Consider the following 14,505-nt stretch of genomic DNA (forward strand, 5'->3'; position numbering starts at 1 on the left):
GCGCAGCGGCGCACCGCTGCCCGGAGGCGGGCGGGCGTAGCGGCGTACCCCTGCGCAATACGCGGCCGGCGCGGCATGCGAATCTCTTACACGGAAGCGGCGGGCGAGACGGCCCGGCGCCGGTCCGAATGTGAGGAGCCCCCCGACGTGTCACCCGTGATCCTGTCCGCCGCAGGCGCCTGTCTCGTTCTCGACGTCGCGGGCTCCGGCCTGCCGCGCGTGCGTTACTTCGGCGCCGACCTGGGCGCGGTCGCCGAGCCGCACCTGCTGCCCGCGCTGGCGTCGCTGACTCCCGCGCCGCCGCTGGTGCCGCTCCAGGGCGACAGCTGGTACGGCCGGCCGGGCCTGTCAGGAGCCCGTACGTCCGCGCATCGGCCGGTCAGGTGGAGCCTCTACGGCCCGGTCGAGACGCGGGCCGTGCCCGGCGCGGGCGGCAGCGTGACCATCACCGCCACCGATGATCACGCCGGGCTCCGGCTGGTGAGCGAGCTGGCCATGGACGCCAATGGCGTGGTCACGATGCGGCACGCGCTGACCAACACCGCCGCCGACCCGTACCGCGTGGAGGAGCTGACCTGCGCGCTGCCGCTGCCCGCGCGGGCGGACGAGCTGCTCGACTTCACCGGGCGGTGGGCGCTGGAGAAGGTGCCGCAGCGCCGGCCGCTGGCCTACGGCGTCTGGTCGCGGGAGAACCGGCGCGGACGCACCGGGCACGACGGCACGGGCCTGCTGGTGGCGGGGACGGGCGGGTTCGGGTTCCGGCACGGCGAGGTGTGGGCGGCGCACGCCGGATGGAGCGGCGACCACGTCCACTACGTCGAGCGGTTGCCGGAGGGCGTGACGCTGCTGGCGGCCGGCGAACTGCTGGCGCCCGGCGAGATCACCCTGGGCGAGGGCGAGACGTACGAGACCCCGCTGGTCTATTTCACCTGGTCCGACTCCGGGCTGGACGCGGCGGCCGGGCGGCTGCACGGTCACCTGCGCTCGCGCGGCCCGCGCCCGGCCCGCCCGGTCACCCTGAACAACTGGGAGGCCACCTACTTCGACCACGGCCTCGACCGGCTGCTGGCGCTGGCCGACCGGGCGGCGGAGGTGGGGATCGAGCGGTTCGTCCTCGACGACGGCTGGTTCCGGCACCGCCGCGACGACCATGCCGGCCTCGGCGACTGGTACGTGGACGAGGGGGTGTGGCCCGACGGCCTGCACCCGCTGGCCGGGCACGTACGCAAGCTCGGTATGCAGTTCGGGCTCTGGTTCGAGCCGGAGATGATCAATCTCGACTCCGACCTCGCCCGCGAACACCCCGAATGGGTGCTCGGCCGCGCCGACCGGCTCCCGCCGCCGCAGCGCAACCAGCACGTGCTCGACCTGGCCCGGCCGGAGGTCTTCGACTACCTGCTGGAACGGATCAGCGCGCTGGTGGGCGAGTACGAGCTGGACTACCTCAAGTGGGACCACAACCGCGACATCGCCGAGCCCGTCCACGACGGCGTGGCGGGTGTGCACGCGCAGACCGTGGCCGCGTACCGGCTGATCGACGAGCTGCGCCGGCGCCATCCCGGGCTGGAGATCGAGTCGTGCTCGTCCGGCGGCGCGCGGATCGACTACGGCATCCTGGCCCGTACCGACCGGGTCTGGACCTCCGACAGCAACGACGCGCTCGACCGGCAGGCGATCCAGCGCTGGACCGGCCTGCTCGTGCCGCCGGAGCTGATGGGCAGCCACGTCGGCGCGCCGCGCGATCACATCACCGGCCGGTCGCTGGCGCTGTCGTTCCGGTGCGCCACCGCGCTGTTCGGGCACATGGGCGTCGAGTGGGACCTGACGTCGGCGAGTGAGGCCGAACGCGAGGAGCTCGCGGAATGGATCGCCCTGCACAAGCGGCTGCGGCCGACGCTGCACGGCGGGACCGTGGTCCGCGCCGACCATCCCGACCCGGCGGTGCTGCTGCACGGCGTGGTCCGGGACGGGCACGCGGTGTTCGCCTGCGTCCAACTCGCCTCCCGGGTGGCCATAGGTCCGGCCCCGCTGCGCCTGCCCGGACTGGACCCCGAGACCGTCTACGAGGTGCGGGTGGCGGGCCGCCTGCCCACGGGCGTCGGGCTGCCGGAGTGGACGGCCGCCCCGGTACGCCTACGGGGCTCGGTCCTGGCCGGGCTCGGGCTGCCGTCCCCGGCGCTGAAGTCCGGGACCGCGCTGGTCATCGAGCTGGAGGCCGTCCAGGGATAGGCCGTCCAGGGATAGGCCGTCCAGGGATAGGCCGTCCAGGGATAGCAGGTGCGCTGAACCGGGACCGGTAAGCGGACGGGCTCATCGCGAAGAACTGCCGGAAGCGGCGGCTGGCGTAGTTGGGGTCGCTCCACCCCACCTGCCTGCCGATCGCCGCGACCGGCAGGTCCGTCTCGATGAGCAACGCCGCCGCCCGCTCGGCACGCAGCCGGTTCAGGTACGCCATCGGGGAGATGCCGAGCTGGGCGGTGAACGTCCTGGCCAGGTGCGCGGCCGAGACCCGCGCGAGCGCCGCCAGGTCGTCCACCGACCAGTCCCGCCGCGGGTCGCCCTCCAGCTCCCGTACGGCCAGCAGCACCGCGGGGTGCGTCCCCGCGTTCCCGGCGGCGGGCTCGCCGAGCGAGGCCAGCGTGGCCAGCGAGGCCGCCGCCCCGCCCAGCAGGCACAGCAGCGCTCCCACCCGCGTGATGTGCCCGCCCACCGCCGCCGGAAGCGCGGCCTCCACCACCGCGAGCGCCCCGTCGTCCAGCCGCGACACGTGCCCCGAGCGGTGCAGCAGCCTGCCGATGTGCGGTTCGGCCCGCAGCCAGGCCAGCTCCCGCTGGAACACCTCCGGACCGACGTACACGTTGTGCACCACCAGCCGGCGGCAGTCGCGGTAACCGTGCCAGTCACCCGGCCGCAGCAGCGTGACCGAGCCGCGGCTCAGCCCCTGGTCACCGATGGCCGAGACGTGCGTGGCCGTGCCCCTGGTGACCACGGCCAGCTCCAGGAAGTCGTGGCTGTGCGCGCTGTTGTCGGCGGCCAGCTCGTGCCGCTCCGCCACCACGGGCGGCCGGTCGGGGGTGAAGACGTCGTCGCGTCGTACACGGTGCACATCAGGATTGTGCTACATGCGAGCAACCCCCGTCCTAGCCCGTCCCGGCACCGCCCGGCAAGAGTGGAGGCACCACCGACAAGGGAGAAACACATGCTTGACGACGCGCAGGTGTCCGCCTACCGACGTGACGGTTTCATCCACCTGCCCCAGGTGATCTCGCGCGCGGACGCCGCCCGCTACGCCAAGGCGGCGCTGGCCGCGCAGGAGACCGTGCGGGACAACCGGGAGGGCGACATCTTCGTCCAGCTGCTGCAGCTCTGGCAGCACGACGAGACGCTGCGCGAGCTCACCCTGCACCCGGGGCTCGCCGCGCTCGCGACCCGCCTGGCGGGCGTGCCGCTGCGGCTCTGGCACGACCAGTTGCTGATCAAGAAGCCGCACAACGGCGCGGCCACCGAGTTCCACCAGGACCAGCCGTACTGGCCGCACGCCGGCTCGCGGCACGCCCTGTCGGCCTGGATCGCGCTGGTCGACGTGCCCGTCGAGCGGGGCTGCATGACGTTCGTGCCCGGCTCGCAGGATCTCCAGGACCTGCGCGCCCAGGACTTGACGGACGGCCAGGACCTCTTCCGGATCGCGCCCGAGCTGCGGTGGCGGCAGCGGGTGACCGTCCCGTTGAAGGCGGGCGACTGCACCTTCCACAACTCGTACCTGGCGCACTGCGCCACGCCCAACTTCACCGACGACCCGCGCATCGCGCACGTGGTCATCTACATGGACGCCGAGGCGGTCTTCGCCGCCGAACCGGCGCACGTGCTGACCGATCCCCTCGGCCTCACCCCCGGCCTGCCCCTGCCCGACGAGCACTTCCCCAGCTTCGCCCGCTGATCGGCCCCGACGTCACCCGGGTCGGCGCGTCGCGCTGCCTCTGACGATGAGGGTCGTGGCGAGCTCGATCCGGGTGCCGGCCGAGCCCCTGCGGTGGGCCAGCTCTTCGGTGATCAGCCGGACCGCCTCGTTGGCCATGTCGTCGAGCGGCTGGCGGACCGTGGTGAGCGGCGGGGACAGCATCTCGCACAGAGGGGAGTCGTCGAAGCCGACCACGGACACCTCTTCGGGGATGCGGATGCCGCGCTCGGTCGCCGCCTGGTAGACGCCCGCGGCCTGCAGGTCGGAGCCTGCGAAGATGGCCGTGGGCCGGTCGGGGTGATCGAGCAGCTCGGCGCCGAACGTCTTGCCGCCGGAAACCTGGAAGTCGCCGAACCGCGTGAGGTGCGCCTGCGGCTCGACGCCGAAGGTGCGGTGCGCGGCCAGGTAGCCCTCGTAGCGGTCGAGGGTGCACTGCGTGTCGAGCGGGCCGCCGATGAAGCCGATCCGCTCGTGCCCCAGCTCCAGGAGATGGGTCGTGGCCATCACCCCGCCCGACCAGTTCGTCGCGCCCACGGTCGAGAGCCGGGGATCGCGCTTGCCGACCGGATCCAGGAGCACCAGCGGGACCCGCAGCAGCTCTTCGACCGCCGCGATCTCGTCCTGGTTGGCGCGCGAGAGCACTAGGACAATGCCGTCGGTGCCGCGCTTGCGCACCATCCCGATCCAGCGCCGCAGGTCGAAGTCGGCGCGCGCGGACGAGGTCACGACGAGTGAGAATCCCCAGCGCGCGGCCGCCTGCTCCGCGCCCTTGACCAGGACCTCGGCCCAGGGCGAGCCGAGCCCGTCGATGAGCAGGTCGACGAGGCCGACCTGCGGGGCGCTGGGCGGGCGGAGCGCTTTGTATCCGGAGGCCCGGACCGCTTCGAGCACCTTGCCGCGGGTGGCGGCGGAGACGTGCTTCTTGCCGCTCAATACTTTCGAGACGGTCGGGACCGACACCCCGGCCGCCGCCGCGACATCGGAGAGCGTGGGTCGGGGCACTGTACCTCCCGTTTGCCGGCTTTCGGCGACCTTTCGGCCTGTAGCCCCTTATGACCTGGGCAGATGGGGCATATGCGGCAAGTGTTGACACGACGACAAGCCGGAATCTACCGTAACGGAACGGCAATGTCACGGCATCTTTTCGGAAACTCTCCAGAAAGTTTCCGACGCAATGGCGGAGGCCCGCGCCGAACCGGGCGCCTCGAGTGCCAGATCAACAGTGAGGGTGCGTGCATGACGATCGATGAGCGTCGGGCGCGACGTGTCGGCGACCTGCTGGCCGACATGTCACTCGACGAGAAGCTCGCGCAGCTCGTGGGCGTGTGGCTGAACGTCAATCGCGAGGAGGGTGTCGTCGCGCCGCTTCAGGACGCGATGCAGGGAGAGGACGTCGCGTTCGAGGAGTTCGCCCGCGACGGACTCGGGCAGATCACCCGGCACTACGGGACCCGGCCCGTCGATCCGGAGTGGGCGAGCACCCTGCTGGCCGCGCGGCAGCGGTGGCTGCTCGACCACACCCGCCTCGGCATCCCGGCGCTGGCACACGAGGAATGCCTCACCGGCCTGGCGGCCTGGCAGGCCACGACCTATCCGGTCCCGCCGGCCTGGGGCGCGTCGTTCGACCCCGAGCTGGTCGAGCGGATGGGCCGGCAGATCGGGTCGAGCATGGCCGCGCTCGGCATTCACCAGGGTCTCGCTCCGGTGCTCGACGTGATCCGCGGCCAGCGGTGGGGGCGGGTCGAGGAGTGCGTGTCGGAGGATCCGTACGAGGTCGCGACGATCGGGGCGGCGTACGTGCGGGGGCTCCAGTCCGCGGGCGTGATCGCCACGTTCAAGCATTTCGTCGGCTATTCGAACTCCCGCGCCGGGCGGAATCTGGCCCCGGTCCACGCGGGGCCGCGGGAGGTGGCCGACGTGCTGCTGTTCCCCTTCGAGGTCGCGATCCGGGACGCGGGTGCGGGTTCGGTGATGAACTCCTACGCGGAGATCGACGGGATCCCGGTCGCCGCGGACGACCACTACCTCACCCGGATCCTGCGTGACGAGTGGGGTTTCGACGGCACCGTCGTCGCCGACTACTTCGCGGTCGCCTTCCTGCACACGCTGCACGCCGTCGCCACGGACGCCGAGGACGCCGCCGTGCAGGCACTCACGGCGGGGATCGACGTCGAGCTCCCCACCGGGGTGGCCTATCTGGCGCCGTTGAAGCAGGCCGTGTCGAGCGGGCGGATCGCCGAATCGCTGATCGACCGGGCGTTGAGCCGGGTGCTGCTGCAGAAGGCGAAGCTCGGGCTGCTCGACGACGACTACGAGCCGGCCGCTTCGGGGCCCGTCGACCTGGACGGCGCCGAGTCACGGGCGCTGGCGCGGGGGCTGGCGGAGGAGTCCATCGTGCTGCTGACGAACAACGGCCTGCTGCCCCTCGGCGACGGCGCGGGACGGCGCGTGGCCGTCATAGGCCCGAACGCCGACAGCGTCACCGCGCTGTTCGGCTGCTACTCCTTCGTCAACCACGTCCTGCCGCACTTCCCCGAGGTCGAGCCGGGCATCGAGTCGCCCACGCTGCTCGACGCCCTGCGGGCGGAGTTCCCGGACGCGCTGCTGCGGGTCGCGCACGGCACGGGTGTCGACGACGGCGACCGCGCGGGGTTCGGCGCGGCCGTGGACCTGGCGGCCGCCTCCGACGTGGTGATCCTCGTGCTCGGCGACCGGTCCGGCCTGTTCGGCCGGGGCACCTCCGGTGAGGGCTGCGACGTGGACACCCTCGACCTCCCCGGCGCCCAGCAGGCGCTGGCCGACGCGGTCCTCGCCACCGGCACTCCGGTGGTGGCGGTTCTGCTGACCGGCCGGGCCTACGCCGTGCCGGGCATCCTCCGCGAGGCCGCCGCCGTGGTGCAGGCGTTCTTTCCCGGTGAGGAGGGCGCGGGGGCCATCGCCCGGGTGATCAGCGGAGCGGTCAACCCTTCGGGGCGGCTGCCGATGAGCATGCCCGGCTCGGCCGCCGGCCAGCCGTACAGCTACCTGCATCCCCGGCTCGGCGCGGCCAGCTCGGTGAGCAACATCGACCCCGCTCCGGAGCTGGGGTTCGGTCACGGGCTGAGCTACACGCGCTTCGCCTACGACGAGTTGTCCGTGGCCGAGACCGCCCCGGCGGCGGACGGGTCGATCCGCTGCTCGGTCGTCGTCCGCAACGCGGGTGAGCGGGCGGGCGCGGAGATCGTCCAGGTCTACGCCTCGGACGTGGTCGCCTCGGTCACCCGGCCCCTCGCCCAGCTGGTCGGCTACGCGCGCGTCGAGCTCGCGCCCGGTGAGCGGGCGTCGGTCGGCTTCGAGGTGCCGACGCGGCTGCTGGCCTTCACCGGGCGCGACGGCCGGCGCGTCGTCGAACCCGGCGAGGTGACGGTGTCCGTCCGCCGCTCTGTCACCGACGTCGTCGCCGAGAGGCCGGTGACGCTGACCGGGCCGGTGTACGAGATCACCGGCGCCGAACGGCGGCTGACCACGGTCGATCAGACGAGCGTCCTCCTCCACTGAGCGGCACCTGACCACGGTCGATCAGACGAGCGTCCTCCTCCACTGAGCGGCCCGCCGCCATGACGCCAGCCGTGCCACCGGCGCCACCAGCACCACGACCCCGACGACCAGCACCGTCAGCCCGGCGGCCCGCTGGTCGGCGGACAGGTCCGACACCCCCGGCGGCGACACCAGCGTGAACCAGTCCACGCCCACCCCCGGCCCGAATCGCAGGGCCAGCCCGAGCGCGAGCTGCGCCACGGCGACCACCGCGAGCAGCCGCACCCGCGCCACCCAGGTGACCGGGCGCGGCAGCGGGTCCACGCCGGCCAGCACCCAGAAGCACAACGCCCCGGCGCAGAAGAGCAGCGCCAGGGTGAGCAGATGGAGCGCGTAGCTGTACAACGACTGCCCCAGCCAGCCCGTCCCGTACAGCACCGCCACCGGCACGATCTGCGCGGCGGCGACGGTCACCGGATGGGTGAGCCGCGCGGCCAGGCGGCTGTCCAGGACCGCGCGGGTCACGTCGCCGTACTGGGACCGGTCCGTGGTGGTCTGGGCGGCGAGCGTCAGCGGCGCGCCGAGCGCCAGCAGCAGCGGCGCCACGAGCGCGACCAGGCCGTACTGCAGCGCCTGCGCGGACAGCATCGCGCGGGCATAGCCGCCCACCCCGCTGAGCAGGGCGAACGCCAGCACCGCAAGCCCGGCGAGCCACGCGGCGGTACGGCCCGGCGGCCACACGATCCCGTCGCGGGCCAGGCGGCGCAACCCGATGAGGTAGCCGATCGCGGGGCCGGCCAGCAGGAGCAGGATCAGCGGGTCCAGCCGGATCTCGGTGATCAGGCCGCCGATCGAGAAGGGCGGCAGGTCGTACTCCAGCAGGAGGTGCTCATGACCGCCGCCGCCCTCGGAGAGCGGCGGCGGGGTGCGTGACAGGGCGACCGCGAGCCCGACGGCCGCCGCCATGACGATCGCCTCACCGGTGGCCAGGCGGACGAACGTGTGCCGCACCGGGCGTTCGGCCAGGCCCGCGACGGTCCGGCGGCGATGGTTGTGGCCGAAGACGCCCAGGGCCACCAGCGCGGCCGCCTTGGCCAGGATGAGCAGGCCGTACCGGGTCTGCCACAGCTGAGCGACGGCGTCGAGGCGCACCCAGGCGCTCGCCACGCCCGACACGGCCACCGCGCCGAAGCAGGCCAGGGCCAGCGTGCTGAACCTGGGCACCACCTCCGCGAGCCGGTCCGAGCGCCGGAAGTGGACCAGGACGGCGGCCAGGCCGCCCACCCACACCGCCACCGCCGCCAGGTGCGCCATCAGCGCGGAGATCGCGATGTCGTGGTCGCCCGCCGAGGCGGCGTGGCCGACGTAGGCGGGCGGCAGGATCGCGAAGACGGCGACCACCAGCAGGAAGGCGTTCCACCACGGCGAACGCCACAGGCTGGTGCCGATCGCCACCACCCCCGCCGCCGCGGCCACGATGAGCAGCGCCTGGGTCTGCGGGACGGTCATGCCGAACGACAGGATCGACGGGCTCTCGAACAGGTCGGTGAGCGGCAGGCCGACGACCTCCGAGATCGTCAGCAGGTACGTCACCACCGCGGCGGCGGCCCAGCCCAGCCCCCAGCGGCCGGCGGCGCGCAGGCAGGCGGCGGCCTGCGGCGTGCCGCGCGGCGCCAGGATCACGGCGGCCACCAGCGTTCCGACGGTGGCGAAGGCGCACAGGTCATAGGTGAACCGGGCCAGGGGCATCCCCCAGTCGGTGAACGGTCCCGCCTTGGGCAGGCCCGGGATCGACGGCTGCGGCACGCTTCCGCCGAACAGCAGGGCCGCGACCAGCACCAGGACTCCGGCGGCCACGGTGACGACGGCGTATCGGCGGGCCGGCGTCGCCCCGCCTCGGAAAGTGGACACGGCTGCTCAGGTGCCGGCGGGCAGGGCTCGACGGCATCGGAGGTTGACGGCATAGGGGGTTGACGGCATGGTGATCTCCACGTGGCTGCGGGACGGGGGTCAGAAGGCAGCCGCGAGCGGAGGTCCACGCCGGACGACCGCGTGACGCAGGACGCTTTCGTACGGTCCGCCGGGTGAGCGATAGGCGGGCGCCGGTGGAGTGAGTGGGTATGCGGGGCACGGCGCCAGGACCAGGAGCAGACGTACGGCCAGCCGCCGCAGCACCGCCCACAGCGCGGTCTCGCCCCTGGCCACCCACCATCCGGTCACCAGAGCGGCGGTGAGGTGGCAGAGCACCATGCCCATGTCGGTGGCCGGTCCGTGTCCGGGCAGCATGGGTGCGGGAGCGGCGTGCCACGAGAAGAGCCCGTGCAGGAGGATTTGCGCCGAACCGAGCAGGATGGCGATCGCGACCGGTTCGCGCTCCCGGCCGGCCAGCGCGCCGGCGCCCGCCGTCCCCAGCCCGGCGCCGAGCGCGAGACGACCGGGGCCCGGCAGAGTGCCGTCGGCGAACCAGTGGGCCAGGGCGGCCAGCGTCACACAGACGGCCGCGAAGAGGGCCGACCGCGCTAATCGCAACGGCAGCATGGCTCGCATGGTGCCCAAATGCTCCCACACCAGCAGCCCGCCGTGAGGCTCGTTCCCACCTATGGCGTTTTATCCGAAATTTCAGTTTTTCTAGGCTTATAAACATGTGACGCGCGCCGGAGCGCCCGTTTTCGGGGGCACCGGCGCGCTGATCATGCGCGATCGTCAGGCATGCACGCCCCGACAGTTGATCTTGAACGAGTCGCCGTAGCCTTCCCAGACCCCTACCAAGGTCCATCCCTGGGCGACCTTGTCAGCGTGCTGCCAGGTGCAGGCCGCATGCAGGTCGAGGCGGATCTGGGCACCGTCGTTCCTGGTGCAGACCCAGCCGGTCACGTTGTCGCCCAAGTGCTTCGCGCCGTTGTAGCCGATCGACTGGCAGAAGCCGGCGAGGTTCATGCCCTTGTAGAATTCGGTCGCTCCCGGCGTGGCATGGCATTTCCACTCGCCGGCGCTGTTGCCGTTGGTCGACGCGGTGACCGGATAGCCGGCGGCCACGAGCGGGCTGAACTGCCACTGACAGGCGCTGACCACCGAAAGGCCGACTTCGGTGGTGCCGATGACGCACCGCCAGCCATCGAAATGGTTGGCCACCTTCTTGGCGCCGTCGTACCCGATCGACCTGCAGTAACCGTTGAGGTCCACGCCGCCCAGATAGGCGTCGACCGATTGGACTGTGAGCGGTGCGGCTTGGGCGGGTGCGGCGCCCAGCCAGGTCGCGCCCAGGCACGCCAGCAGCACGGTCAGGACGAGATGACGCAGTCGCATACCGATCCCTTCGTCGAGCGGTCGATGGCGCCGCAGCCGAACCACGCTGCGGCCTGCCAAGTATCAAATCCGCCCGCCGAACAGGTCTTCGTGGCGGCGACACAACGTTCCACGCGCTGTTACGCGTTCGCGTAAGGAGCATTGATCCACGACGAGCGGGACGACGAATACGCCGGGGGGCAAGCACCGAACCTGACTGTTGAGGGGGGAACGGAACGTGGGCGGACTGTTCGAGTCGTTACGTGAGCATGTGGAGGACAACGCGCGCAACGCCGTGTCGGCGTATCGGCGCGAGATCCCCGAGTATCGAGACATCCCGAGCATCGGCGGCGAGCGCGACCACCAGGCGAGCATGTACGGTTTCGCCGTCTTCATCCGGTCCCGCAGGCTCGACCTGGCACCGGCGCGGCTGCCGCTCAACGACGATGACCTGTCGACGATCTCGTCGGTGGGCCGCCAGCGTGCCGAGCTGGGGCTGTCCGTACTGTCGCAGCAGCGGGTACTCGGGCTGCACACGCATCTCACACTCCAGGAGATCCACCAGGTGGCCGGTCCGGAGGACGGCGACGACCTGCTGCGGATGCTCGGCTGGATCGGCTCGCAGAGCGTCCGGGCCAGAAGCGCGTACCTGCACGGGTACACCGACGGGGTGGGCCGGTCACGGTCGCTGGCGACCCGCAACGAGCTGCTCGCGCGCACATTGCTCGCGGACGAGCCGGTGGAGCCGCGACTGGCCGACCCGCTGCGGCCCTTGGTGGCCTCCCGCTACGCGGTGTCAGTGGTGCGCGTCCCCGCCCCCGCCGTACCCGAGCGGGAGCGCTCCACCGTGGTGAGCGCGCTCGCCACCGGCTCGCTGGTCGCCTGGCTGAGCTGTGGCGAGCTGGTCCTCCTGACTCCCGGCACCGTGGATCGTACGGTGGCGCTGCACCATGTGCGGTCGGCGGTGGCGCTGCTCGGGCGGGCCTGCCAGGTCGCCTCCGTGGAGGGCGTGACCGGTCAGCTCGCCGAATCCCTCACCTGGGCGCGGGAGGCCAGCCGGGTGGCGCCGACGGAGGACCGGCCGGCGCGCCTGTACGTCCTCGCCGACCTGTTCGTCGAGATGGCCGTGGCGAACACGCCGGAAATCGACGCCTGGCTGCGCGCCTTCGCCCGGCGGCTGTCCAAGGGGCCGGACCTCGTGTCGACCCTGCACGCCTACTACAGCCACGACATGAACCGCGCGGCGGCGTCGGCAGCGTTGCGCATCCATCCGCGCACCCTGGACTACCGGCTGCAGCGCGCCCGCAAGGTGACCGGCCTCGAGCCCGGGTCGACCCTCGGCGTACGGATGCTCAGCACGGCGGTGGCGCGCCTGCTGGCCCGGTGAGGCGGTTGGGGCACGGCCATGTGCGGCGGTCAAGATAGAGATGCCTGCAAGGCCACGCATCGGACGCAGGCGCGGCGCGAGGTCGGCGCGAACGGCAGAGACCAGCCGCAGATCGGCAGAGGGCCGACCGGCTCCGCGCACAGGCCGGTGGATGTGCCGGGGAGCACGGCGTGTAGTACGGCGTCCTGCCCGCTTCCCAAGACGCCCGTCCGGTACTCGCGCGGGGGTGCTGTTCCCGCATCGGCAACGGGTTCGATGGTGAGGTCATCCCAATGGACAGGCCAACGGCGAATGCCGGCGGGCAGGTCGAAGTGATCCCCGTCAAGCCGGATCAAGGCGTTGGTTCCGTGGGTGAGGATGCTGATCACTGTGCCGCTACGCCCGATGAGCCTGGCACGGTGAGCGCGGGTTCGTGCGTGGCTGTGCAGAAGTTCCGTGATCGTGACGCGGCTTCCCACTTGTCGCGTATCGATGCTCAACTGACTGGCCCCGAAGGTGCCGCCTGCACGTATATCGGCTGGGGTAGGGGATGGCTTCTGCGGAGGTCCGCGTAGCGGGAGGCGACGCGACGGGCAGCCCGCTCGGGATCGAGCGCGGGATGGTAGGCGTAGATGACCCGTTTGCGGTGCGGGTCCCAGCCGGTACGCCACCAGTAGCGGTCGCCATCGCACCAGACCACCAGGCCCACCCAAACCGACACCAGGGCCAGCCCGTATTCATCGTGGATGTCGGCAGGGACGCCGAGTGCGACAAGGGCTTGGCCTATGTCGCGGGCGGGGCATGCAAGGGGTGAGGTGGGCGAGTGATTTCTGGTTGGTTCCGGGTCATGGAGCCAGTGGACTCGGCGCGGGATCGCTCTCATAAGCGCGTGATCGCGACGGGTGGTGGGAGTCGGTTCACGCCCTGTGTGAATGCGATAAAGCTGTGATGCGCTCGCCTGTCAACCTGCCTGTTCGTTCTGTAACTTTCTGCTTACACTCCGGATATGGCGTCGCTCGACGGAGGGGCTGAAGTGAGTGAGCCGAACATCCTGCTGGATGCCTTGCTTGCGGAGGCGGGCATCTCGCACGCGGGAATGGCCGCACGAATCAACAAGGCCACCGCGACCGCCCGTCGCCCCACGCGCTACGACCACACGGCCGTAGCGCGATGGGTCAGAGATCACGCCATCCCAAGGGGTGACGTTCCGGAGATCATCTGCGAGATCATCGGGCCCAAGGTCGGGCGGGTCCTCGCACTGTCAGATATCGGGATGGCGAGAACGGCGGGTGACGCCTGTGAGATGGAGTTGCCCAAGGTTGTTGACCAGGCCGTCGCCCTGTGGCGAGGAGACCTGGGGAACAAGGTCTTTCCGGTGGGCGCATCGTTGATCGAGGGCTCGGCCGCCATCGCACCGGTCTTCGAGTGGGAGAACCCGCCGTACGAGATCGACGTCTCGCAGCGAGGTCCGCGCCCACTGTCGATGGACGACGTCCAGGTGCTCAAGGACGCGCGTGGCCGCTATGAGCAGATGTACCGCAGGGTAGGCGGCATCCCGGTACGGCCGCGCCTCGTGGCCTTCCTCAACACCGGCGTGACGCCGTTGCTCAGAGGTAGCCATGACGACGAGATCGGCAGGCGACTGTTCCGGGCGGCTGGTGGGCTGATCGCGCTCGCGGGCATATGCGCGTACGACTCCGACAGGCAGGCGCTGTCGCAGCGCTACCTGTTCCACGCGCTCAGGATGGCCAAAGCGTCGAGCAACCTGGCCTTCGGCGGCTACGTGATCGCGTTGCTGGCGAACCAGGCGATGGCCCAGGCGAAGTACCGGCGCGTCCTCCAGTATTGCGAGACAGCTCTGCGCGCAGCGCGGGGTTACCTGAGTCCCGCCCTCGCGACGGACCTGCACATTCTCCAGGCGAAGGCGTACGCACGTGTCGGCGATCGGGCGAGTTGCCACGCGCACATGCGCCTGTCGGAGGCCACGGCAGGGCAGATCCGGCAAGGAGAGGAGCCTCCGGAGACCGGCTATGTACAACCGGGTCTGCTTGAGTGCCAGCACGCCGAGGCCCTGCGGCGTCTCGGCGACCTGACACCTGCCCAAGAGTACGCAGAGGAGGCTCTGCGTTCGGCCAGCACCTGCCATCTACGGGGGCAGGCTCACCGGCAGGCGACTCTCGCCTTGATCCTGGCCGAACGCGGCGAGCTGGAACAGGCCGTCTCCACCGCGGAAAGCATGCTCGACTGCACCGAGGGCATGGAGTCCGAGCGCCTTGCCGAGCGCATCGAAGCGGTGATGACAGCCCTGAGCGCCCACGACACGCAACCGGTCAAGGCGTTTGTCGCTCGGGCCAGGCAGCAGGCGGGCATCCCCTTGTAA

General features: G+C 71.3%; 10 protein-coding genes. 5 read left to right on the top strand and 5 right to left on the bottom strand.

The window, feature by feature from the left end; genetic code table 11:
* The first annotated feature begins 147 nt into the window (after nt 1-147).
* Complete coding sequence (locus LDL49_RS12230) at nt 148-2,229, top strand: alpha-galactosidase (protein ID WP_225291115.1); 2,082 nt, start codon at nt 148-150, stop codon at nt 2,227-2,229.
* Here the strand turns inward: LDL49_RS12230 and LDL49_RS12235 are convergent.
* Nucleotides 2,201-3,106 (bottom strand): helix-turn-helix transcriptional regulator, encoded by a 906-nt coding sequence (locus tag LDL49_RS12235; RefSeq protein WP_225291116.1) that lies wholly within the window; start codon nt 3,104-3,106, stop codon nt 2,201-2,203. The genes LDL49_RS12230 and LDL49_RS12235 overlap by 29 nt on opposite strands.
* 93 nt (nt 3,107-3,199) lie before the next feature.
* On the opposite strand from LDL49_RS12235, the gene LDL49_RS12240 reads away from it, so the two are divergent.
* The gene (locus tag LDL49_RS12240; RefSeq protein ID WP_225291117.1) at nt 3,200-3,937 is read left to right on the top strand and encodes a phytanoyl-CoA dioxygenase family protein; all 738 of its coding nucleotides are present in this window, start codon (nt 3,200-3,202) and stop codon (nt 3,935-3,937) included.
* Nucleotides 3,938-3,949: 12 nt separating this feature from the next.
* On the opposite strand, the gene LDL49_RS12245 is transcribed toward LDL49_RS12240, so the two are convergent.
* On the bottom strand, nt 3,950-4,960 hold the full coding sequence (locus LDL49_RS12245) for a LacI family DNA-binding transcriptional regulator (protein ID WP_225291118.1): 1,011 nt from the start codon (nt 4,958-4,960) through the stop codon (nt 3,950-3,952).
* A gap of 234 nt (nt 4,961-5,194) precedes the next feature.
* On the opposite strand from LDL49_RS12245, the gene LDL49_RS12250 reads away from it, so the two are divergent.
* Complete coding sequence (locus tag LDL49_RS12250; RefSeq protein WP_225291119.1) at nt 5,195-7,495, top strand: beta-xylosidase/alpha-l-arabinosidase; 2,301 nt, start codon at nt 5,195-5,197, stop codon at nt 7,493-7,495.
* 21 nt (nt 7,496-7,516) lie between these two features.
* On the opposite strand, the gene LDL49_RS12255 is transcribed toward LDL49_RS12250, so the two are convergent.
* From LDL49_RS12255 to LDL49_RS12265, 3 genes are all read right to left on the bottom strand, one after another.
* Nucleotides 7,517-9,385 (bottom strand): bifunctional copper resistance protein CopD/cytochrome c oxidase assembly protein, encoded by a 1,869-nt coding sequence (locus LDL49_RS12255; protein ID WP_225291120.1) that lies wholly within the window; start codon nt 9,383-9,385, stop codon nt 7,517-7,519.
* Nucleotides 9,386-9,484: 99 nt separating this feature from the next.
* Nucleotides 9,485-10,012 (bottom strand): MFS transporter, encoded by a 528-nt coding sequence (locus tag LDL49_RS12260; protein WP_225291121.1) that lies wholly within the window; start codon nt 10,010-10,012, stop codon nt 9,485-9,487.
* Nucleotides 10,013-10,177: 165 nt separating this feature from the next.
* Nucleotides 10,178-10,780: a hypothetical protein gene (locus tag LDL49_RS12265; protein ID WP_225291122.1), complete on the bottom strand. Its 603-nt coding sequence runs from the start codon at nt 10,778-10,780 to the stop codon at nt 10,178-10,180.
* Nucleotides 10,781-10,997: 217 nt separating this feature from the next.
* Between LDL49_RS12265 and LDL49_RS12270 the strand changes: the two genes are divergently transcribed.
* Both LDL49_RS12270 and LDL49_RS12275 read left to right on the top strand, forming a co-directional pair.
* Nucleotides 10,998-12,146: a PucR family transcriptional regulator gene (locus LDL49_RS12270; protein ID WP_225291123.1), complete on the top strand. Its 1,149-nt coding sequence runs from the start codon at nt 10,998-11,000 to the stop codon at nt 12,144-12,146.
* Nucleotides 12,147-13,158: 1,012 nt separating this feature from the next.
* Nucleotides 13,159-14,505: an NsdA family TPR-like regulatory protein gene (locus LDL49_RS12275; RefSeq protein ID WP_225291124.1), complete on the top strand. Its 1,347-nt coding sequence runs from the start codon at nt 13,159-13,161 to the stop codon at nt 14,503-14,505.

The sequence above is a fragment of the Nonomuraea aurantiaca genome (genome assembly GCF_020215705.1).
GTDB lineage: Bacteria > Actinomycetota > Actinomycetes > Streptosporangiales > Streptosporangiaceae > Nonomuraea > Nonomuraea aurantiaca.